General features: G+C 42.2%; 19 protein-coding genes and 1 pseudogene. 14 read left to right on the top strand and 6 right to left on the bottom strand.

Annotated features, from left to right (window positions below; translation table 11 throughout):
- Window positions 1-247 precede the first annotated feature (247 nt).
- The 12 genes from D1367_RS20550 to D1367_RS20495 all read left to right on the top strand — a co-directional run bounded on the left by D1367_RS20550 (window position 248) and on the right by D1367_RS20495 (window position 10809).
- Window positions 248-745, top strand: a complete 498-nt coding sequence (locus tag D1367_RS20550; protein ID WP_118168013.1) for an HNH endonuclease — start codon at window positions 248-250, stop codon at window positions 743-745.
- A gap of 755 nt (window positions 746-1500) precedes the next feature.
- Complete coding sequence (locus D1367_RS20545; protein ID WP_118168012.1) at window positions 1501-2784, top strand: DHH family phosphoesterase; 1284 nt, start codon at window positions 1501-1503, stop codon at window positions 2782-2784.
- Between the two features lie 279 nt (window positions 2785-3063).
- On the top strand, window positions 3064-3534 hold the full coding sequence (locus D1367_RS20540) for a DUF29 domain-containing protein (RefSeq protein WP_118168011.1): 471 nt from the start codon (window positions 3064-3066) through the stop codon (window positions 3532-3534).
- A 134-nt stretch (window positions 3535-3668) separates the two neighbouring features.
- Window positions 3669-4430 carry a hypothetical protein gene (locus tag D1367_RS31845; RefSeq protein WP_220450967.1) on the top strand — a complete coding sequence of 254 codons (762 nt, stop codon included), beginning with the start codon at window positions 3669-3671 and terminating at the stop codon, window positions 4428-4430.
- A complete protein-coding gene (locus D1367_RS20530) occupies window positions 4405-4812 on the top strand; it encodes a type II toxin-antitoxin system VapC family toxin (RefSeq protein WP_220450966.1) in 408 nt (135 codons plus the stop codon). The genes D1367_RS31845 and D1367_RS20530 overlap by 26 nt, the downstream gene beginning before the upstream one ends.
- A gap of 143 nt (window positions 4813-4955) precedes the next feature.
- Window positions 4956-5450, top strand: coding sequence for a phosphohistidine phosphatase SixA (gene sixA, locus D1367_RS20525; protein ID WP_118168010.1), 495 nt, complete (start codon window positions 4956-4958; stop codon window positions 5448-5450).
- 107 nt (window positions 5451-5557) lie between these two features.
- Window positions 5558-6694 carry a citrate synthase gene (locus D1367_RS20520; protein WP_118168009.1) on the top strand — a complete coding sequence of 379 codons (1137 nt, stop codon included), beginning with the start codon at window positions 5558-5560 and terminating at the stop codon, window positions 6692-6694.
- Window positions 6695-6976: 282 nt separating this feature from the next.
- The gene (nuoH, locus tag D1367_RS20515; RefSeq protein ID WP_118168008.1) at window positions 6977-8095 is read left to right on the top strand and encodes an NADH-quinone oxidoreductase subunit NuoH; all 1119 of its coding nucleotides are present in this window, start codon (window positions 6977-6979) and stop codon (window positions 8093-8095) included.
- 89 nt (window positions 8096-8184) lie between these two features.
- Entirely contained in the window at window positions 8185-8769 is a 585-nt protein-coding gene (ndhI, locus tag D1367_RS20510) for an NAD(P)H-quinone oxidoreductase subunit I (protein WP_100898808.1), read from the top strand.
- Between the two features lie 132 nt (window positions 8770-8901).
- Window positions 8902-9516, top strand: a complete 615-nt coding sequence (locus D1367_RS20505; RefSeq protein ID WP_118168007.1) for an NADH-quinone oxidoreductase subunit J — start codon at window positions 8902-8904, stop codon at window positions 9514-9516.
- Window positions 9517-9576: 60 nt separating this feature from the next.
- Window positions 9577-9882: an NADH-quinone oxidoreductase subunit NuoK gene (gene nuoK / locus D1367_RS20500; protein WP_006199065.1), complete on the top strand. Its 306-nt coding sequence runs from the start codon at window positions 9577-9579 to the stop codon at window positions 9880-9882.
- A 6-nt stretch (window positions 9883-9888) separates the two neighbouring features.
- Window positions 9889-10809: an NAD(+) kinase gene (locus D1367_RS20495; protein ID WP_118168006.1), complete on the top strand. Its 921-nt coding sequence runs from the start codon at window positions 9889-9891 to the stop codon at window positions 10807-10809.
- Window positions 10810-11173: 364 nt separating this feature from the next.
- Here the strand turns inward: D1367_RS20495 and D1367_RS31045 are convergent, their stop codons facing one another.
- The 6 genes and pseudogenes from D1367_RS31045 to rsmI form a co-directional block, all read right to left on the bottom strand.
- The gene (locus D1367_RS31045) at window positions 11174-11401 is read right to left on the bottom strand and encodes a hypothetical protein (RefSeq protein WP_181984902.1); all 228 of its coding nucleotides are present in this window, start codon (window positions 11399-11401) and stop codon (window positions 11174-11176) included.
- 91 nt (window positions 11402-11492) lie between these two features.
- Window positions 11493-15132, bottom strand: a pseudogene (locus D1367_RS20490) (response regulator).
- A gap of 682 nt (window positions 15133-15814) precedes the next feature.
- Window positions 15815-17377, bottom strand: coding sequence for a hypothetical protein (locus tag D1367_RS20485; protein WP_228674793.1), 1563 nt, complete (start codon window positions 17375-17377; stop codon window positions 15815-15817).
- Window positions 17378-17719: 342 nt separating this feature from the next.
- On the bottom strand, window positions 17720-18652 hold the full coding sequence (locus D1367_RS20475; protein WP_118168005.1) for a hypothetical protein: 933 nt from the start codon (window positions 18650-18652) through the stop codon (window positions 17720-17722).
- 58 nt (window positions 18653-18710) lie between these two features.
- The gene (locus tag D1367_RS20470) at window positions 18711-18989 is read right to left on the bottom strand and encodes a GlsB/YeaQ/YmgE family stress response membrane protein (protein ID WP_118168004.1); all 279 of its coding nucleotides are present in this window, start codon (window positions 18987-18989) and stop codon (window positions 18711-18713) included.
- Between the two features lie 187 nt (window positions 18990-19176).
- Window positions 19177-20037: a 16S rRNA (cytidine(1402)-2'-O)-methyltransferase gene (gene rsmI / locus D1367_RS20465; RefSeq protein WP_118168003.1), complete on the bottom strand. Its 861-nt coding sequence runs from the start codon at window positions 20035-20037 to the stop codon at window positions 19177-19179.
- A 225-nt stretch (window positions 20038-20262) separates the two neighbouring features.
- Here rsmI and D1367_RS20460 point away from each other — a divergent pair, with 225 nt between their 5' ends.
- Window positions 20263-21159, top strand: coding sequence for a sugar kinase (locus D1367_RS20460; protein WP_118168002.1), 897 nt, complete (start codon window positions 20263-20265; stop codon window positions 21157-21159).
- 27 nt (window positions 21160-21186) lie between these two features.
- Window positions 21187-22047 (top strand): 3'(2'),5'-bisphosphate nucleotidase CysQ family protein, encoded by an 861-nt coding sequence (locus D1367_RS20455; RefSeq protein ID WP_118168001.1) that lies wholly within the window; start codon window positions 21187-21189, stop codon window positions 22045-22047.
- Window positions 22048-22125 lie beyond the last annotated feature (78 nt).

Below are 22125 nucleotides of genomic sequence, written 5' to 3'. Positions count from 1 at the left end.
CTAAAGCGAGATCAGATTAAATAGGAAGTGTAACCTTCATATTGGAATTGATACAAGATGTTGCAGTAGTAAAATAAAAGTTAAGATTTATAACTTGCGAACAAAGCCAGAGACGCTCCTCACTTCTCAACTTTTAACCCATAACTTAATTACCGAATTATCCCGAAAGTATAATTTATTCTCATCTCCCTAGCAGGGTGTATTTGTGTTAACATTTATGTAAAGCTAACACCCTGAGCGCAGATAAATGGGGAAGGTTTTAGTCTTAAACGCATCTTACGAACCTCTCAATATAACGAGTTGGCGTCGTGCTGTGGTTCTGTTAATTAAGGGCAAAGCAGAACATGTAGAACACAACGGCAAATTCCTGTACTCGGATTTTCCGTTACCGACCGTGATCAGGTTGCGTCATTACGTGCGTGTTCCTTATAAAGAAATTCCTCTGACTCGCCGAAATATCTTGCACCGTGACGGTCATGCCTGTCAATACTGTGGTTATACAGGGGATGAGTTGACCCTAGACCATGTAATACCGCGATCGCGCGGCGGGGGCGATACCTGGGAGAACATTGTGACCGCTTGTGTGCGTTGCAATGTTAAAAAAGGTAGTCGCACTCCCCATGAAGCTCACATGCCTTTACGTCATCCCCCCCGCCAACCTTATAGCAGCCTCTATTTCGAGGTCAGCAAACATCTTAAGAGTGGACTGCATACAGAGTGGCAAAAGTATGTTATAGGTCTTTGAGCAAAAAGCAAAGGAGCAACGAGAAAGAAAAAATATCGGCGTTGCTTTAGTTATCAATCGTTAAAAAATTGGTAGCTATATTGGTTGTAACGAATGCGATCGCGTCTCGTAAACACGCGCAATGCCTCAATGCTCAAGCCTCTACATTTGTGTATGGGGCTTGCTGTTCATTAAAAATAATTGTTAATTGCTCAATAGTCACAATAATGAGAGTATTGAGCATAAGACTATTTAAAATATCAAGGACTAACCCTAAAGTATCAGATAGAAATTATACCCTAAGTCAGATTAAAATCCCGCTAATTGAATTTACTAAACACAAAAAAAGCTCCTCAAACAGATTTATGCTGTCAGGTACAGCCTAGGCTGTTGACTTTGTACCTTTTTAGGGGGTCAAAATTCATGCAAAATATCTGGTGTCTATTTGGCCAAAAGTTTATTTAACATAGACTTTGCGCTCACAGGGACACAAAAGTTGCATGAACCAAAAATGGGGAAATTCCATCAAAGTCAACACCCTAGGTACAGCCCTATATATTAAACTTCCTTGTTTGCAGCACCTATAGCCGTCTAGTGGAATTTACTTCGTTATTGGCCATTGCTGAACGCTGCTGTGGCTGAAAAAAATATACTTAGATGTATAGTGCAATGTCCTGACATTTTTGCGAAGATCAAAATAATGTGGCTGAATTGAGTGAATTGCTAATCGTAGTATTTCTGAATTAAAAGAGCCTCACACTTTAAAAAAGTTCCCTATGTACTTGAATTCTCCCGTTACTCAGTTTGAGAGTTTGTCATCGACCACAGAGCCAAACCCAGAGGAACCTGAAATAGAGAAAGCGCCAGTAGAAGTTTCATTTAAAACTCCGTCATTACCGCCATCGGTAGGTGACGGGGCTATATATCTCAGTCACCGTGGTAATTCCCTGGCACAACAAAAGTCAGAAGAACTGCAAAGAACCCTTCTGGCACACCGACACGATCGCCAGCTCGTAATTCTGCAAGATTTTCCTGATCCTGATGCCCTCTCCTGTGCCTGGGCTTATCAGTTAATTGCCCAGCAATATGATATCAAATGTGAAATCATTTATGCTGGCGCATTAAGCCATCAAGAAAATATTGCCTTGGTGAGGTTGACTAATTTACCTATCCAACGCTGGACGCCGCAAACCTTGAAAACCAAGGATTTGTCATGTTATCAAGGTTTTGTATTAATTGATAACCAGGGAACCACTTCACAACTACTATCAGGCGTGCAGCAGGCTGGAATTCCCCTAGTAGTCCTCATCGACCATCACAGTATCCAAGGCGATCTGCAATCAGAGTTTGAGGATATTCGTCCTTATGTAAGAGCGACAGCAACAATTTTTACTCAATACCTGCAAACGGGATTACTGGCATTAGATAGCAGCATAAATCAACACGTTAAATGTGCAACTGCCTTGATGCACGGCTTGCGATCGGATACAAATCGGTTAATGCAAGCGCAAGAAGAAGACTTTATGGCAGCTGCGTATTTAAGCCGATTTTATGACGCTCAACTGCTAAACGCCATTTTACAGGCGAATCGTTCCAAGCGGGTAATGGATGTGATCGAGCGATCGCTAAAAAATCGCATCGTCCAAAATAACTTTTCCATCGCTGGAGTTGGTTACTTACGCTACGAAGACCGTGACGCCATCCCCCAAGCGGCTGATTTTCTCGTCACCGAAGAAAACGTCCACACCGCCGTAGTTTATGGCATTGTTCACGATGAAGACGATGAACTGGAAATAGTCATTGGTTCCCTGAGAACCAGCAAACTTACTCTTGACCCCGATGAATTCATTAAAGAAGCCTTTGGACAAGATAGTGCAGGGCGCTTTTTCGGCGGTGGAAGAACAAGCGCAGGCGGCTTTGAAATTCCAATGGGCTTCTTATCTGGCAGCAACGAAAATTCCGCCTATGCGAAAATGAAATGGGAAGTATTCGACGCTCAAATTAAGCAAAAACTGCTGAGGTTAGTTAATCCCAGAGATAACCCGATTCAATCCGAGTAGAGCGGACTCAAAAAGACGCGGAGAACTCCTAACTAATGCAGCAGTCAAAGTGTTTGTTCAGATAGCATCCCTTCCCGATTTTTGATAAAAGTCGGGAATTTGGATTTTATGACAACAGCTCAACGAAATCAAAGTTATACCAATTTGAAAAACGAATGCGACAAATAGACCATTTGTAGAGACGCGATTCATCGCGTCTTTACCCAAGGATGTATTGCAATCATTAATTGAATTGGTATTAATTTGCGTTTACCTATTTATTTGTGAAGAAGGAGCGCCATGAAGTCTATAAAACTCCAAATTTTACAAACTCTGTATGAGCAAGATTTTTATGCTTGGGTAGAGCAGACAGCAGAGCTTTTGCAATCGCATCAGTGGGACACGCTAGATTTAGAACACTTAATTGAGGAAGTGGTGGACTTGGGAAAGAGTCAACAGCGAGCGTTGCAAAGTGCATTGCGGTTAGTCTTATCGCATTTGTTGAAGTGGAAGTATCAACCAGAACGTCGTAGTCACAGTTGGCGATTGACCATTACCCGTGAGCGACTGAATATAGATGAATTGCTGCAAGAAAGTCCTAGCTTGCGGCGTTTTTTAAATGATGCCGAGTGGATTAATACTACTTATCAAAGAGCGCGGCGAGAGGCAATGGTGGAAACAAGTTTATCAGAAGATAACTTTGCGATCGCCTGTCCGTTTTCTGTTGATGAAATTTTAGACTTAGACTTTTATCCTAACGCTGAGGAATAACCATGTAGAATTTTTGTATAAGTGTAGATATGCCCAATATGATGAGGAGTTATCTGTGAAAATTTCTCAAGATATGCGCTTGGAATGGAAATAATACCTTTTGAGTTATAGGATTACTAAGACATCTGTACTCTTTGGGAGAGTTATCAATCTCTCAATTTGACCTTGCTCAAGCTTGTTTTGAAGTTCGTAATCGTCTTGCTCACGGATATATTGAAAACCTAACTTTGCCAGTTGTACATAATTTTGACAATTTGGTTCGTGAATTGTTAGCGGAATGGAAACTCAAACACGATATTAGTCAACTTTCATCAGAGGCTCTAGCTGCTTTTTGTGCCTGGTTTGGGGAATTCGATGCAGCATCATTAAATAAACAAGAAGAATTAAACAGAAAATTAATTAATCAGAAAAGCCTTCTTTCAGCACTAGAATTAAATGGAGATTTAAGAAATGAGAAACTAAAGAAAGAATTAAACGTAAACAACGAACAGCTTATAAATGTCGAATGCGATGTTAGTCAACTTTCACCAGAGGATCTCGCCGCATTTCGTGCCTGGTTTACGGAATTCTATCCAGTAGCCTGGGATAAACAGATTGAAAAAGATGTGGCTCAACAAGAAACCCTATCGTCTATTACTGACAGTCCAACCTTAGAACCTTTAACCGACCTTGACTCCTGGACTCAGAGTTTAATAGGTGTAATCCAGCTAGAAGAAGAAGAAGAAAATCCGACAGAAAATTATGTGGATTATGTTGAATCTGCCTCTCAGTCATCTGATATTGACTTGATCAATGATAGCTTTATTGGGATGTGGAGCGATCGCCAAGATTTAGCTGATAGCACTGCTTGGGTGCGTGGTGTTCGAGAAAATGAGTGGTCAAATTCACATGACTAACTCAACGATCGTTGATACTGATATTCTAATTGATGCAGGTAGCGGTGTTATCGAAGCAGTAAAGTGTTTGCAAAATCTGAAAGCGAGTTCTGGCTTTGCAATTAGCATAATCACACAAATGGAACTAATGGTTGGTTGTCGTAACAAAGCAGAGCTACAAACACTCTTAAATTTCCTCAAGCAGTTTTACATCATTAAGATTGACCAGGCTGTATCTGATACAGCAGTTGATTTATTGCGGTCTTATCGGCTCAGTCATAATTTGGCCATTGCTGATAGTCTCATTGCAGCTACAGCAATAGTGTGGAATTACCCGTTTATCACAAAAAACCAACGGGATTACAGATTTATTCAAGGTTTAAACCTGTTGCCATATCTGTAACACGTTAGAACACTTAACGCAGCGTTGCACCGGACAGATCGCAGATCAACGAATACGTAATAATGATTAAGATTAAGATTAGACCAGACGTAAATCCTAACTAAGCACGGGCTACACCCCGCTACGCTAACAAAAATCAAAGTATGGAACTATATTTAATTCGTCATGGCATCGCCGAAGATAAAGATTTAGGCATCAAAGATGAGGAGCGCAGCCTTACCAAAGAAGGAAGCCAAAAAACTGAGAAAGTTGCCCAAAAGCTTGTTAAATTAGGTTTAAACTTTGATTTAATTCTCACCAGCCCCTTAGTGCGGGCCCGCCAAACGGCTGATATCCTCATAGCAGAAAAACTAAGCTCCCAATTAGAGGAATCTAGCCACCTCGCCCACGATGGTGAAATTTCTAGTTGGCTAAAAGACTGGTTAGAACCAAGAAATTATTCCCAAAATACCCAACTGGCGCTGGTTGGACACGAACCTGATTTGACCAATTGGGCAGAAATTCTCATATCGGGGGAAGTCAAAGAAAGCTTAGTCTTGAAAAAAGCAGGTATGATTGGGATAAAACTACCAGAAACAGGTTCTCCTCTGGGTCGGAGTCAGATGTTTTGGTTGACATCACCCAAGTACCTGCTATAACAGTTTTTCAACATTTCCAATTGTTGTTAGAAGGGCTACTGTTATGGCGACAATAATTTCTGGTAAGTTAGCTTGATCAGATATTTCACAAAGCAAATGGTGGTGCCATGATGGTGTGCGAATACAAGCCTGGTTTAGAAGGCATTCCCGCCGCTCAATCAAGTATCAGCTATGTTGATGGGCAAAAGGGAATATTAGAATATCGTGGCATTCGGATTGAGGAACTAGCAGAAAAAAGTACATTCCTAGAAACTGCTTATCTCTTAATCTGGGGCGAACTGCCAAGCAAAGAAGAACTGGAAACATTTGAGCATGAAGTTCGTTACCATCGGCGGATAAAATACCGCATTCGGGACATGATGAAATGCTTTCCTGAAAGCGGTCACCCAATGGATGCGCTGCAAGCCTCTGCTGCTGCTTTAGGCTTGTTTTATTCGCTCCGTGATTTACATAATCCTGCCTACATTCGGGATTCAGTGGTGCGCCTGATAGCAACCATTCCCACGATGGTAGCTGCTTTCCAACTGATGCGAAAAGGCAATGACCCGGTACGTCCCCGTGATGACTTAGACTACTCCGCCAACTTTCTATACATGCTTGACGAGAAAGAACCCGATCCTTTGATGGCGCGAGTTTTTGATATCTGCTTGATACTTCAAGTTGAGCATACAATGAATGCTTCCACTTTCAGTGCCAGGGTGACAGCTTCCACCTTAACTGATCCTTACGCTGTGGTTGCTAGTGCTGTGGGAACTTTGGGTGGGCCCCTGCATGGTGGAGCCAATGAAGAAGTAATTCAGATGTTGGAAAAAATTGGCTCTGTAGAAAATGTCCGTCCCTACATAGACCATTGTCTGCAAACTAAATCTAAGATTATGGGCTTTGGACATCGTGTGTATAAAGTCAAAGACCCACGAGCCATAATCTTACAAGGGCTAGCAGAGCAGCTGTTTGAGAAGTTTGGGCATGACAAGTTCTATGATATTGCCCTAGAAATGGAACGCGTGGTAGAGGAAAAACTCGGTAGCAAAGGGATTTATCCCAACATTGACTTTTACTCCGGTTTGGTGTATAGAAAGATGGGGATTCCCACAGACTTGTTTACGCCAATATTTGCGATCGCTCGCGTTGCCGGTTGGCTAGCCCACTGGAAAGAACAACTAGCAGAAAACCGGATTTTCCGTCCCACCCAGGTTTACAACGGTCTGCACGAAGTTACTTATACCCCAATTGACAAACGGTAATTGGGCATGGGGCATGGGGCATGGGGCATTGTTTATTCTCCCAGTCCCCAGTCCCCAGTCCCCAGTCTCCTCAATAGCCAATCTCAATGCCAACCATAAGTAGAAGTTCTCATCTCGCTTCAGAGGGCTAAAACCATCCAAGGATATACTAGGCATGGGAATTAGCAACAAATTTTCAATCAAGCGTCATCTGGGCAAAAATCAAAAATAAGTGAATTTACAGGTATTAATTCAACTAATAGTTGTAATTCACTATGACTCGATGTCTTAAAGAGCGGAAACATGAACTCAGGAATTGACCTCCAAGGAACTTTTATTGAATCCCTCCGGGATTTAGGTTTACCAGCAGGAACAGCCAAAGCAATTTGGATGCCACTGCCAATGATACTGATGCTGATTGGGGCAACAGTGGGGGTATTAGTTGCTACTTGGCTAGAACGAAAAATTTCCGCCGCCGCACAACAGCGAATTGGGCCAGAATACCAGGGGCCTTTTGGGTTGCTGGTACCTGTAGCGGATGGCTTGAAGTTGGTATTTAAAGAAGATATAGTACCAGCCAAATCTGACCCCTGGCTGTTTACCCTTGGGCCAATTATTGTTGTGATTCCGGTGTTTCTGTCATTCCTGATCGTCCCCTTTGGGCAGAACATCGTAATTAGCAATGTCGGCATGGGCGTATTCTTGTGGATTGCCTTGTCAAGCATTCAACCCATTGGTTTGTTAATGGCTGGCTACGCATCTAATAATAAATACTCCCTCTTAGGGGGGTTGCGGGCAGCAGCGCAATCTATTAGCTATGAAATTCCTTTGGCGCTGGCGGTGTTAGCGATCGCTATGATGTCTAACAGCCTCGACACCGTTGATATTGTCAATCAACAGTCTGGCTACGGCATTCTGGGCTGGAATATTTGGCGACAACCAATCGGTTTTCTGATCTTTTGGATAGCCGCCCTAGCTGAATGCGAACGATTACCCTTTGACTTACCCGAAGCGGAAGAAGAAATCGTCGCAGGCTATCAGACTGAATACTCAGGTATGAAATTCGGTCTTTTCTACCTGGGTTCTTACGTTAACTTGATTCTTTCTTCCCTACTAGTAGCAATTCTCTACCTGGGCGGTTGGGACTTTCCCATTCCCCTCAACCTGATCGCTGGTTGGTTGGGAGTCAGTGAACTAAATCCCGTGTTCCAGATAGTAACTGCTGCTTTGGGCATCACCATGACCGTGTTCAAAGCCTATTTGCTAGTGTTTGTCGCCATCCTGTTGCGCTGGACAGTGCCACGGGTACGGATTGACCAACTGTTAGATTTAGGATGGAAGTTTTTGTTGCCAGTTGGCTTGGTTAATCTCCTATTAACCGCCGCCCTAAAACTAGCCTTTCCCTTCGCCTTCGGGGGTTAGTCATTAGTCGTTAGTCATTAGTCATTTGTACTAATGACCAAGGACAAATGACAAGGGACAAGGGACAAATAAAGAGAGAGTGAAACACAATGCTAAAGTTCCTGAAACAAGTTGGTGATTACGCCAAAGAAACAGTACAAGCTGCGCGTTACATTGGTCAGGGACTTTCTGTTACCTTTGACCACATGCGGCGGCGTCCCATTACCGTACAGTACCCTTACGAAAAACTGATTCCTGGCGAACGGTTTCGCGGTAGAATTCACTTTGAATTTGATAAGTGTATCGCCTGCGAGGTTTGCGTTCGCGTTTGTCCAATTAACCTGCCTGTAGTAGATTGGGAATACGACAAAGCCAGCAAAAAGAAAAAACTCAACCACTACAGCATTGACTTTGGAGTTTGTATCTTTTGCGGTAATTGTGTGGAATTTTGCCCCACTAACTGTCTATCAATGACAGAAGAGTATGAACTTTCCACTTACGATCGCCATGAATTGAACTATGACAGCGTAGCGCTAGGTCGTCTACCCTACAAGGTAACAGATGACCCAATGGTTACACCACTGCGTGAACTAGTTTACCTACCCAAGGGCGTTCTCGAACCACATGGACTGCCCGCAGATGCACCGCGTCCTGGTGCGCGTCCAGAAGACCTGGTAGAACAAACGGAAAAATAAATGTAATTTGTCATTTGTCCATTGTCATTTGTCCTTTGTCCTTTGTTATTTGACCAATGACTAATGACCAATGACCAATGACCAATGACCAATGACTAATGACCAATGACTAATGACTAAGGACAAAAAACAGTGAATCTAGCGGAAGGAGTACAGTTTGTATCGCTTGGCATACTAGGCGTGATGATGATTGGGGCGGCCATTGGTGTGGTGCTGTTCTCCAACATTGTCTATTCTGCCTTTTTGCTGGGGGGTGTGTTCATCAGCATAGCGGGAATCTACCTGTTGCTAAATGCTGATTTTGTTGCAGCTGCACAAATACTAATTTACGTTGGGGCGGTTAACGTGTTGATTTTGTTTGCCATTATGTTGGTGAACAAGCGGGAAGATTTTGTAGCATTTCCCAACTCTTGGGTGCGGAAAGTACTAACAGGTATAGTTAGTGTCGGATTGTTCGGTCTTCTAAGTACGATGGTGCTGGCTACTCCTTGGGCTTACTCAGCTTCTCCTGTGGCAGGTGGCGAAAGTTCTATAGTTTTAATTGGAGAACATTTCTTCACTGACTTTTTACTACCTTTTGAATTGGCTTCCATTTTGCTGCTGATAGCAATGGTAGGAGCGATTATTTTGGCACGCCGCGAGTATTTGCCAGACCTATTGACACCATCCAAACTGGGGCAAACTGTTTTGACTTTGCAAGAACGCCCCAGAGAACTAGTATCAACAACCAGCGAAACAAAAGAGTAATATTTGCAACTTCATTTGCAGATAAACAGCCAGATTTTTTCAGGAGGGATACTCAGATTCATGCAACTCCAGTACTTTTTATTACTAGCAGCAGCTTTATTCTGTATCGGCATCTACGGTTTAATTACCAGCCGCAATGCTGTGCGGGTACTGATGTCAATTGAGTTACTGCTCAATGCTGTTAATCTGAATTTAATGGCATTTTCCAACTTCCTCGACTCAACATTAATTAAGGGTCAGGTTTTCACAGTATTTGTGATTACCGTGGCCGCAGCCGAGGCGGCGGTAGGTTTAGCGATCGTGCTTGCCATTTATCGCAACCGTGATACCGTCGATATGGAGCAGTTTAATCTCCTGAAGTGGTAATTGTGCGTGCAACTCAAGCAGGTAATCATTGCTTATAAAGCGCGGGATGCCCGGAGTAAACAATGGGCAGAACTCTGTGCTAAACAACTAGAAAGCCGCGAGTGCCAGGTGTTGATGGGGCCAAGCGGGCCGAAAGACAACCCCTATCCTGTCTTTTTGGCTTCGGCGGCTCAACCAATTGATCTCGCCTTGGTACTCGGTGGCGATGGTACTGTTTTAACTGGTGCCAGACATTTAGCCCCAGCTGGCATCCCGATTCTGGGAGTGAATGTGGGAGGCCATCTGGGGTTTTTAACTGAGTCAGTGGAAGAGTTTCAAGATACTGAGAAAGTTTGGGATCGACTGTTTGAGGATCGCTATGCTATCCAACGGCGGATGATGTTACAAGCTGCTGTGTATGAGGGTCACGGGTCTAATTTAGAACCAGTTAGTGAGCATTATCTGGCTCTGAATGAGTTTTGTGTCAAACCCGCCTCCGCAGACCGGATGATTACTTCAATTCTGGAAATGGAAATTGACGGTGAGGTAGTCGATCAGTATGTCGGGGACGGGTTGATTATTTCTACTCCCACAGGTTCCACTGGTTACACTGTTTCTGCTAATGGGCCAATTATGCATGATGGTATGGAGGCGATTACGATCACTCCCATTTGTGCAATGAGCCTTTCTAGTCGTCCCCTCGTTTTACCCCCTGGTTCTGTGGTAAGTATTTGGCCTTTGGGGGATTACGATTTGAGTACCAAGCTGTGGACAGATGGGGTTTTGGGGACTTCTATTTGGCCGGGACACCGCGTTGATGTGCGGATGGCAGATTGTCGGGCTAAATTTATTATTTTGCGCGAGAACAATTCCTACTATCAAACGCTACGGGAGAAGTTGCTTTGGGCTGGTACAAGGGTTCACTACAGCAATAATCACCGTAATTAATTAAGTATTTTAGAGTGCATTTACCGCAGATGCGATCGCGTACCCGCGCGTCGTAGGCGATGTCTACGACGGGCTACGCCTACGCAATCAGAATTATCCAAGCCCCTGGATTTATTCGGGGGCTTTCTGCCTTTTTTCTTCCCCTACTCCCTTATATAGCAATACGCTTGGGTTAAGCGCTACTTCTACAAAATCGTGGGTTTTGAGACGCGATAAATCGCCGTCTCTACAAGTGTTTTGGTCTTATCTGAACTGTATTGCCTTATATAGCAATCCCAAATGAGTTGTGAAAATCCAGAGGCTCAGATCCCCGACAACTTTTACGAAATCGGGGATCTTATTGTTCACGAATGATTTAGGACTGCTATACCAATTCTGTATGAAGATGCGCTAAACCATATTTAATACCAATTGGAAAAAAGAATGCGACAAATAGACCATTCATCGCGTCTCGATTCATCGCGTCTCGATTCATCGCGTCTTTACCCAAGGATGTGTTGCAATCATTAATTGAATTGGTATAAGTAGAACAAAGAAAAAAGAGAAACGAACCGCATAGACGCGGAGCGGCTTCCCGCAGGGTAGGGCGCAAAGGACACAAAGAAAGAAAGAAAGAAAGAAAGAAAGAAAGAAAGAAAGAAAGAAGTTAAAAGGGTTTGGCGCAGCCTCACAAAGAAATGGTATTACCGATATAGCCAAACTCGGAGTAGTGAAAGCAACTGCTCTGTATCTACAGGTTTGGTGATGTAGTCAGAGGCTCCAGCTTCGATGCATTTTTCGCGATCGCCTGGCATAGCTTTAGCAGTTAAAGCAATTATTGGTAATGAGCGAAACTGTTGTTGCTGGCGGATGGCGCGGGTGGTTTCGTAACCATCCATTTCCGGCATCATAATATCCATCAAAACTATATTAATCTCAGGATTAGTTTGCAGTCTCTCTATACCATCTCTGCCATTTTCGGCAAACAGCACTTGCATTTGATAGCTTTCTAAAAAGCTGGTGAGGGCAAAAATATTTCTTAGGTCATCATCCACAATCAAAATTGTCCGATTAGCCAGCACTGGGTCATTTTGGTGTAGTTGCTCTAGCATTTGCTGCTTTGGTGGGGGCAAATTTGCTTGCACCCGATGCAAAAACAAGGCAGTTTCATCTAACAACCGCTCTGGCGATCGCACATTTTTAATGATAATTGTCTCTGCTAGTCCCCGGAGTTGGGTTTCTTCTTGTCGGCTGAGTTCTTTGCCGGTGTAAACGATGATTGGCAGTTTTAAAAGCCTGGGTTCTTGCTTTATTTGCTCAATTAGTGTAAAGCCGCTCATATCGGGCAGGCCAAGATCCAGTACCATACAATCAAAGTGATGCGATCGCAAAATCGACAAAGCTCCTGCTCCCGTCCCCACTGCTGTACTCTGAACATCGCCATTACCGATCAGTTCGATAATACTTTGGGCTTGTACGGGATCATCTTCTACGATTAAAAGATTTTTTACCTGACGCTCAATAAAGCTTTTAATTTCTGTCAATACTTGAGTTAGCGCTTCTGGAGAAACAGGTTTTTGCAGATAGGTAATCGCTCCTAGCTGTAATCCCCGTTGCTGTCTTTCATCAACAGAAAGTATATGTACTGGTATGTGTCTGGTGTCTGGTTTATGTTTCAGACGATCTAGCACCGTCCACCCATCCATCTCTGGCATGTGGATATCTAGCATGATTGCATCGGGCTTAAACTGTTGCGCTAATGCTAGACCTTGTTTGCTCTGTAAGGCAACAATGGTTTTAAAGCCCTGCTCACGGGCCATATCTAGTAGGATGCGGGCAAATTTATCATCATCTTCGATAATTAGTAAAATGCGATCGCCCGGTTGAATGATTTCCCGGTCATCTGGAATATCGTTGGCAAAGGTGGGAAGGACTTTCGCTGATGGAGAGATGTCTTGAGTTGTGGGCCTGTTTTCGACTATTGGCACTTCTTTTATGGTCGATGCTGCGCGAATAGAGGTGATTGGCTTTGAAGGTGGTGGAGTGAGAGGATTTTTATCCTTCCCTTCATGTCGCCTGGGCAAGTAGAGGGTGAAGGTGCTTCCCTGTCCTGGTTGGCTGATTAGTTCAATTCTTCCGCCCAACAGTTGAGCCAATTCGCGGCTAATGGACAAGCCTAAGCCTGTTCCGCCGTACTTGCGGCTGGTTGTGCCATCTGCCTGCTGAAATGCCTCGAAAATAATCTTTTGCTTCTCCTCTGGAATGCCTATACCCGTGTCGCTAACTGCAAAAGCAATCATCGGATTATCAACTTCGCCTGTCTCAGAAGATATGCCAATTTGTAACTTCACTCCTCCTTGTTCAGTAAATTTAAAGGCATTAGCGAGGAGATTTTTCAGCACTTGTTGCAGACGTTTGGAGTCGTTATAAATTGTCGGTGGTAATTTTTCATCTCGTTCAATAGTAAAGCTGAGTTCTTTATTGTGGGCAACTTGCCGAAAAGTCTGCTCTAAAGATGTCTCCAAATCTGCAAGAGCAATTTGCTCAATATCGAGCGACATAGTACCCGACTCAATTTTTGCCAAGTCTAGAATGTCATTGATCAATTCCAACAAATCAGTCCCAGCCGAGTAGATAGTCCGGCTGTACTCTACCTGTTTATCGGTCAAGTTGTTCAGGGAGTTATCTGATAGCAACCTTGCTAAAATTAACAGGCTATTTAATGGTGTCCGTAACTCGTGGGACATATTCGCCAGAAATTCTGACTTGTATTTGGAAGACAACTCCAGTTGTTCAGCTTTTTCTTCTAAAGACTGCCTCGCTTGCTCAACTTCCTGGTTTTTGCGGGCAACTTCCTGATTTTGAACTTCTAACAATTCTGCCTTTTCTTCTAGCTCCTCATTTAGTTGCTGTAATTCCTCGTTAGACTGCTTGACAAGAAATTGCGATTCTTCCAACTCCTGCGCCTGTTCTTCTAGGCGTTGATTGCTCTGCTGTAGTTCTTCTTGCTGGTTTTGCAGTTCTTCTGTTAAAGCAACAGACTCTTCAAGTAGTTGCTGGGTTTGCAATTGTGAGGCGATATTATTTAAAAATACACCCAGAATTTCACTCAATTGCTCTAAAAATGTCAGATGCAGATGGCTGAAAGGCCCAAATGATGCCAGTTCAATTACAGCATTCACCTGTGTTTCAAACAGTATAGGCAAGACAATAATATTTAGCGGTGGAGCTTCTCCCAAGCCGGAACTGATGCGGATATAATCACTAGGAACTTGCGTGAGGAGGATTCTTTGTTTTTCTAAGGCGCATTGTCCCACCAATCCCTCACCCAAACGAAACTGGTTTGCCAGATTTTTCCGTTCTTTGTAAGCATAACTACTCAATAACTTTAGTACAGGCTCGTCGATTGAGTCCATGAAATAAAAAACGCCCTGCGATGCCCCAACCAGTGGTGCTAGATTCGACAATATTAGACGAGACGCACTTTCTAGATTTCGATGCCCTTGGAGCATTTGGGTAAATTCAGCCAAGTTAGACTTTAGCCAATTTTGCTCGTCATTTTTTTGAGTTGTGTTTCGCAGATTAACGATCATCTGGTTAAAGGTACGCGTCAACACACCAATTTCATCGTGGCGATCGCTATCTGGTAAACTCACCAATAAATCCCCATCTGCCATTTTTTCTGCTAAATCAGAAACTCGCTTCAGAGGTACTGAGATATGTCTGGTCAGGATAAATCCGATCAAAGCTAAGATTAAAGAAAATAAGGGAATACTATACAATGGTGGCGATCGTTTGCCGAGCGGCTGCTTGTGCCTTCTGAGAGCGCTGTTTCAGCAGTGCATTCTCCTCATTTTTCATCGCCTGAATAACTTTCTGGATATTATCCATCAGCTGCTTACCCTGGTCTGTCAGGACAGCTTTTTGGGAAGCTTCTAAGCCTTGGCTTTGCCGTAGCTCTATGACATCTTTCATTACAGCCATTCTCTCGGTTAGTAATGGCTGCAAAGTATCAAGCCGATTTTGTTGGTTAGGGTTATCTGCTGTTAACCTTTGAAGTTCCTTGACTTTTTGATTCAGTACTTCAATGGCAGCGTTATAAGGTTCTAAATAGCGCTGTTCTCCAGTAATAATGTAACCGCGTTGCCCAGTCTCGGCATTTGTCAGTTGCAAACTGAGGTCTTCAAGCTGACTCAACACCTGGTAGGTATGGCTTTCTTTAGCCGAAGTTTCAATTAGATCATTGGTGCTTTGGTAGGAGATTAGACCAATAGTGGTCAAAGTTGCCAAACTCAGGGCAAAACTAATTCCAATTTTTGTTCCAATCTTCAAACTTTTCAACATTGTTCCAGGCAGATATTCAAATAATTTCTATTTTTGCCACTATTTAGATTATGTTTTGTCTATGCAAATTTAGAAGATTTACTCACATCGTATATGTTTAATTTTTGCACACCAAATAATATTAATTGCGTTTTAATATAGCGGTGTGCAGTTCAGTGAGATACAAAAAAAATGCTGGAATGATTTGACAGCAAGGACTTTGGTGTTCTCATCCAATCGATAACCGCTATATATAGATAAATTTATTATATTTTAGGCTTTTTTTAAAATATCAACATAATATATAATTATATATTATCTTACCTCAATATGAGCCTGTTTCAGGTTAAATTCCAGCTTCAAATAATCTTTTGAGCATAAAAGTGATTTGAGGATATTAATTAAGTAATTTCAGGATCGCTGAATATTTTCTTATAATGCTTAAAATCTCGTTTCCAGCCTCTGGCTGGAAATGCAGATCCTGGTGCAATACTGCTCGGTTAAGGAATTTCTTGGTTGAGGCAAGCTGTTCAATAGCTGGGGGAGAAATGGAGGCTGGCGTTGAGTTTTTGCCTCCCCTGCCTCAAGAGCTTCCCCTGCCTCCCCTGCTTATCCGAGCAGTATTGGATCCTGGTGGCTCTGCCGCCAGTAAGGGAGGCGGAGCCTAGGCTGTTGACTTTGTGCCTTTTTAGGCGTTTTTCGCTCATGCAGTTTTTGTGTCGTCAACGAACTCCGAGAATAGGGTTTTTCTTTTCGAGAGCATAGATTGACCAAAAACTTCAGCCAACCATGCTTCAACATCAGCAAAACTAATTGCTTCCAGCGCATTTTTAACAATTGTATTTGTTAAATTCATGGTAGATAAACAAATTGTTAGCAACATCTGACCCATCTCCTTAAATGGACAACGTGCAGAAAATTGCTTATATTTTCCAAACAGCGATTCAATCACATCAGAAGTTGCTAAAAAAGTTTTTTCGTCCTTGATGTGAGAACTTTGAATGACCACGTAATCACAAATATGTTGCTGAAAATTTAATAGCTCACTATCGACTTCAAACTGGTTTTTCTCAAAATTAGTGAGAGACTGCTGATTAATTCCTAATTTTTTTAATTGAGTTTCAAGAGTCCTAGTAAGCACAGTCATTTGATGCCAACGAACTAGTTCTGATTGATAATCAACTAACCATCCTAATTTATCTATTAATTTCTTCTTAATCACGCTTGGGTCGATATCTTTAACCAATTCAACCAAAGTATCTAATTGTGAACTCAACAACTTTAGACCCCATTCAGTGAGCCTTTCAATATTAAAATAGCGACACTGGGAACGTTGTGTGGGTGGAGATAAAAAAGATAATTCAGTTTGTTGTAACTGTTGCCTGCATCTGTTACACTTTTGGATAAATAACTGATATTTATCATCAGAATCTAACTCATATTTTAAAAGTAAAGCCATTGCATGAGTTACATCATGAGTATAAATTAAGTCTTCATTCTCCTGTTTATAAAGCTTTATTCCCCGAGACAGGTCACTACCGTGATCAGCCACTATTTGTATTGGTTTACCAACCCGTAAGCTAATTTCATCCAGTTTCTGCTTGATAATTTCTCCTGTTGTCGATGACATTATTTCTAACCCTAAAAGCTCTACGTCTCCGTGAGAAACTCCTCGTCCATAAGGAATAATTTCTTCAACCAGATGTTGTTGTGAAACACCTAAAACTACAAGAGCTTTTTGTTTTCCTAATTCCAATGTAAAATCGACAATAAATATCCAATCGCTTCGATATTCTTTTTCACGATTAAGTTCGGATAATCCAATCCGACCTAGCCATTTCCTTATACAAGTAAAACTGGGAGTTTTCTCTTCTAAGTTATTAAATAACTCTAGAGTTTTTTCTATTCCTCTAAAACTGATGCCACATTTAATTAAAAGTTGTATACTTATCATTACTATATCAACTGTATAGTGATGATTTTTAGCATTCAAATCTTCGATTTTGCTACTTGTTTCTAAATTAGACTTTATTAAGTCTATATTCATCTTTTTTTCCTCTGCGAACACCTCCCTACTCTCTTTAGTTACTCCTTGTTCAGCAGCGATCGCACGGCTTTTCCAATACTCTCGTGACGCTGATAAATCTCTTACTTTTATTTCTAAAGCTCTGAGTTTTTTCTGTTTTTCTAAAGCTCTTTGTTTCCAATTATCTCGACCTACACGAAATAAACGGGCTAATCTGCTGGTTGGACTTTTGAATTCCATTAGCTTTTAACTCCTCTAGAAAAGGCGACATAGTTATTGTATGAGAAATATCGCTCAAAAACCCACAAAGTCAACAGCCTAGGCGGAGCCTCCTAATAGGCATTCCCAGTCGGAGACTGGGAACGAGATAACGAGATAATCTTCTAAAAGCATTTATTTTGGTGTAAGCTTAAGCTTTTATAAAAAAACTTATATTTAGATGATTATCTAATTTTTTTGACAAACAATATACTTTCCTAAAAATTATCGGGGATATGTACAATTACGGTATGATGTCAAATCTCTTAGAAGTAAATCCCATCGCAGAAGCCTTTTTAAGGAGAATCAAGTATTAACCCAACCCTATTGACTAAAAACTTCGCGATCGCTTCTAGTCGCATTAACTACAGATGGGCTATAGATAGAAAAATGTTGAATTTTGTTACTCTCTAAAATAGCTCTTGCACCTGCTATGTAGATATCAGTACTATTTACGACTAATAAGTAGTTACCAAGGTTCACTTGATGTTCATAATATTTGGCTAGATCCTCAGAAATTCCTAAAGTAGTGTAGTTATCTTTGAAACTGCTGATATCTACCTCAGTAATACCATTCAGTATGTTTGTATCCTTAGCAATCACCGAGACTTGAGCCATAGGAAAGCCAGCAATTTTTAGTTCGGTAAGTGCTTTTTCTGTATCTTGGCGCGTAGAAAAAACACCAACTGCATTTTTATAGCGACTATTTGGGGTTAAGTATGGCTCATAAATGCTCCACTGTTGAATATCACCGCGATTAAAAATTCTTTTAGCAAGACGAATCTCTATATCTATGCCGGTTACTATCACCAAATAGTAACCTTTGCAAATTAGATCGCTGTAACCCTGTGCTTGCTCTTTAGGAATTTCTAAACCTAGCAGCACACCATGCAAATCACTTGCGGTTGGATTAATTGCACCACCTGTTAAAGTAAGAGCGATCGCTGTTGCTTCCGATCCGGCTAGAATGACTCGTCCTATACTAGGAATTACCCAGAGGACTAAACCGACTAATAAGCCAGTGACACCACCCAAAGCACCACTTGTAAAGGCTTCAGCAACTTCTGATGATGTATTATTGCCAGTGCGATCTTTAACTTCAACACTAGCAATATCGCTTTCTTCTTCTGCATCCCGTGCAATTACAGAAACTTTGTGCATGGGAAAATTAGAAGCTTTTAGTTCCTGAACTACCAATTGTATATCGGAAGAGCTAGCGAAAACTCCTATAGTTGTTCGCTCTTTTTCTAATGTCATTTTATCGGTTTGTTGCAGCTTAAAGCAATTCCCAAGAGTGTTGACTGATATGAGGTAATTACACAGCTCGGCGAGTCAGTAAACCCCAAAGGAAAATCAGTAGCATAGCACCAAGAACAGCAAATAAAATGCTTCCAAGGGAGAAAGCTCCAGCAGATGCTGCGGCTGCCGAACCACTTCCCAGTAAGACTTGACCCAAATAACCCCCGACTACTGCTCCAAGTATTCCTAATATAATGGTGGAGACAATACCACCACCTTGGGTTCCTGGATAAAATAACTTAGCTAATGCACCTGCAATTAAACCTAAAACTAGCCAAGCAATAATGTTACCCATTGAATTTCTCCTTGGTTGAGAATCTTAATTTGTTTGCTTTTGACTATTTAATATTAAAGTTTTCCTGCAAAATTTCTGATCTATCTAGAGAACTAATATCAAAAATCTTTAGATACCATTTGCATATTCACTCCTTTGTCTTTTTTGCAAACAAATATTGTGATTCTACAAAAGCGGTACTAGTTGCTCACAACTCAGGAGTGAGAACTATAGAAAGAGCTAGTTGATAAAGTTGGCGACGGGGAAGGGAGGTAAATTTGGCTAACTGACGGCTAGCTTGCGATCGCGATATCCCCTGACTAATTAACTGCTTCAATTCGGCTTTCAATTCCTCTTCTGTCAGTTGGGGCTGACTGGCTGTAATTCCTGCCACTACTAATGTATATTCACCTTGGGGTTCTCGTTGGCTGTAGTGAGCGATCGCTTCGGCAATTGTCCCCCGCCAAAATTCTTCATACAATTTAGTTAACTCCCGCCCTAGCACAATTTGGCGATCGCTTCCCCAAACAAGAGCTAAGTCTTGTAAAGTATCTCGCAAACGGTGCGGCGATTCATAGAAAACCAATGTACGAGATTCTGTTTGCAGAGATTCTAAATGTTCTTGTCTCTGTTGACTTTTAGATGGGAGAAAGCCTTCAAAGACAAACCGATCCGTTGGTAATCCAGCTGCACTCAATGCCGTAATTGCTGCACTAGCCCCAGGAATGGGAACTACTGCAATTCCCGCCTCAATACAGGCTTTCACCAGTTCATATCCAGGATCGGAAATACCTGGCATTCCAGCATCACTCACCAGAGCGATCGCTTTATTATTAACTAAATGCTCTAATAATTCTGGGATGCGGCTGGTACGATTGTGTTCGTGGTAACTTACCTGGGGAGTCTTAACTTGAAAATGCTGTAATAATTTCCCTGTGTGACGGGTATCTTCCGCAGCAATGATATCTACAGTCTGTAAAATTCGCACCGCCCGAAAGGTTATATCTTCCAGATTGCCAATTGGTGTGCCGACAATGTAAAGTGTTCCTGGTTTTGGATCGGTTTGCATGAGTTAGGAGTTAGGAATTTGTAGAGACGCGATTCATCGCGTCTATGTTTTGTAGAGACGCGATTCATCGCGTCTGTGCTTTGTAGAGACGCGATTCATCGCGTCTGTGCAGGAGAGACAGGAGAGACGCGATAAATCGCGTCTGTACAAGAGAGACGCGATTCATCGCGTCTGTACAAGAATTAAAAATAAGAATTTATGCACCAATACGAACATATATGACAAATGGATAATCTAAAATCCAAAATCCAAAATCCAAAATCGGATCGTGGGTTATTTGTAGGTTTAGTAACCTTAGATTTGATTTACCTTGCTGATTTTGCCCCTAAGAATAATCAGAAGATTGTCGCTACTGACTATACTGTGGCAGCAGGGGGGCCAGCTACAAACGCAGCTGTCACTTTCAGCCATTTAGGAAATCAGGCTACAGTCTTGGGTGTAGTGGGTTCTCACCCAATGACACAGCTAATTCGGGGTGATTTGGCAAATTACAAAGTTGCGATCGCAGACCTTGAGCCTACCACTGATTTAGCACCGCCCATCTCCTCAATCATTGTCACCCAAGCCACGGGTGAACGAGCTGTAATTTCCATCAATGCTGTCAAAACTCAAGCCAACAGCGCATCTATCCCGCCAGATATTTTGCAAAATGTCGATATAGTACTGATTGATGGACATCAAATGGCGGTTAGTTATGCCATAGCCCAAATGGCTAAAGTCAAGAATATCCCAGTAGTAATTGATGGTGGAAGTTGGAAACCTGGATTTGAGCAAATTCTGCCTTTTGTAAATTACGCCATTTGTTCAGCTAATTTTTATCCCCCCAACTGCCAGACTGGAGAAGACGTTTTTACCTATCTCGGCGGATTTGACATTCCTCACATAGTTATTACCCACGGAAAAAAACCAATTGAATACTTGAGTTGCACTAAAACTGGTATCGTAGATGTACCGCAGATTCAAGCGGTTGATACTTTAGGGGCTGGAGATATTTTCCACGGTGCTTTTTGTCATTACATTTTAAGAGAAAGCTTTACTGATGCACTGAGACTAGCAGCTAATATTGCTGCTGATTCCTGTAAATTTTTTGGCACTCGGCGCTGGATGAATTTAAAGTGCTGAGTAGTCAAGTTAATAAGGCCAAATTTAATGAAAGATTTAAAAGAAATATTAGCGATCGCTCGTGAGATAGGTTGGGGCGCAGCAGATATACTGCGATCGTATTATCATGGGACTGCAAAAGACTCTAATTTAGAAGTACAATATAAACAAAATGAGCCTGTTACCGTTGCCGATGTAGCTGTGAGTCAATACATTTTGCAGAGACTACAAGCAACTTTGGGTGATGAAGATTTTGCTTATATCAGCGAAGAAACCTATCAATCTCCAAGTGGTGTAGCACAGCCTTCCGCACCTTGGGTATGGATAATTGATCCTTTGGATGGCACACGAGACTTTATCGAAAAAACTGGAGACTATGCAGTTCACATTGCTTTAGTTAAGGAAACACGCCCAGTTTTGGCAGTCGTGGTAGTACCAGAGGCTAAAAAGTTATATTACGCTACCAAAGGCGGGGGTACATTTGTAGAAACTCGTGATGGTTCTGTTCCGATACAAGTATCGTTAGGCAAAGGAATTGAGGATTTAACCTTAGTTGTTAGTCGCTCTCACCGCAATCAACGCTTAGATTACTTACTACAAAACTTACCCTGTCAAAATCAGAAAGCTGTGGGCAGTGTAGGTTGCAAAATCGCCACCATTGTCGAGCAACAAGCAGATATCTACATTTCCCTTTCCGGCAAGTCTGCGCCCAAAGATTGGGATATGGCAGCACCAGAACTGATTTTAACAGAAGCCGGTGGTAAATTTACCCACTTTGACGGCACTCCGTTGCAGTATAACACCGGCGATATCAATCAATGGGGAGGTTTGCTGGCTAGTAACGGCGAATATCACGAGGTGCTGTGTAAGGAAGCAGAAAGGATTTTAGCCCAGTTTGAGCATAGCTAAGTGACGACTCTCACCGCTAATTGCAAGCAATGTAGCGGGAGCATCTAGCTTCGCAGCTAGAGTTTGCTGATTCACAGG

This window comes from Nostoc sphaeroides, assembly GCF_003443655.1.
GTDB classification, from domain to species: Bacteria; Cyanobacteriota; Cyanobacteriia; order Cyanobacteriales; family Nostocaceae; genus Nostoc; species Nostoc sphaeroides.
Note: the sequence above shows the minus strand (reverse complement) of the source record. Positions and strands in the feature narration are given on the sequence as shown.

Coding starts and splice junctions, on each gene's coding strand:
- D1367_RS20550 (WP_118168013.1), top strand. CDS start 248: ATGGGGAAGGTTTTAGTCTTAAACGCATCTTACGAACCTCTCAATATA.
- D1367_RS20545 (WP_118168012.1), top strand. CDS start 1,501: ATGTACTTGAATTCTCCCGTTACTCAGTTTGAGAGTTTGTCATCGACC.
- D1367_RS20540 (WP_118168011.1), top strand. CDS start 3,064: ATGAAGTCTATAAAACTCCAAATTTTACAAACTCTGTATGAGCAAGAT.
- D1367_RS20530 (WP_220450966.1), top strand. CDS start 4,405: ATGAGTGGTCAAATTCACATGACTAACTCAACGATCGTTGATACTGAT.
- sixA (WP_118168010.1), top strand. CDS start 4,956: ATGGAACTATATTTAATTCGTCATGGCATCGCCGAAGATAAAGATTTA.
- D1367_RS20520 (WP_118168009.1), top strand. CDS start 5,558: ATGATGGTGTGCGAATACAAGCCTGGTTTAGAAGGCATTCCCGCCGCT.
- nuoH (WP_118168008.1), top strand. CDS start 6,977: ATGAACTCAGGAATTGACCTCCAAGGAACTTTTATTGAATCCCTCCGG.
- ndhI (WP_100898808.1), top strand. CDS start 8,185: ATGCTAAAGTTCCTGAAACAAGTTGGTGATTACGCCAAAGAAACAGTA.
- nuoK (WP_006199065.1), top strand. CDS start 9,577: ATGCAACTCCAGTACTTTTTATTACTAGCAGCAGCTTTATTCTGTATC.
- D1367_RS20485 (WP_228674793.1), bottom strand. CDS start 17,377: ATGGAATTCAAAAGTCCAACCAGCAGATTAGCCCGTTTATTTCGTGTA.
- D1367_RS20475 (WP_118168005.1), bottom strand. CDS start 18,652: ATGACATTAGAAAAAGAGCGAACAACTATAGGAGTTTTCGCTAGCTCT.
- D1367_RS20470 (WP_118168004.1), bottom strand. CDS start 18,989: ATGGGTAACATTATTGCTTGGCTAGTTTTAGGTTTAATTGCAGGTGCA.
- rsmI (WP_118168003.1), bottom strand. CDS start 20,037: ATGCAAACCGATCCAAAACCAGGAACACTTTACATTGTCGGCACACCA.
- D1367_RS20460 (WP_118168002.1), top strand. CDS start 20,263: ATGGATAATCTAAAATCCAAAATCCAAAATCCAAAATCGGATCGTGGG.
- D1367_RS20455 (WP_118168001.1), top strand. CDS start 21,187: ATGAAAGATTTAAAAGAAATATTAGCGATCGCTCGTGAGATAGGTTGG.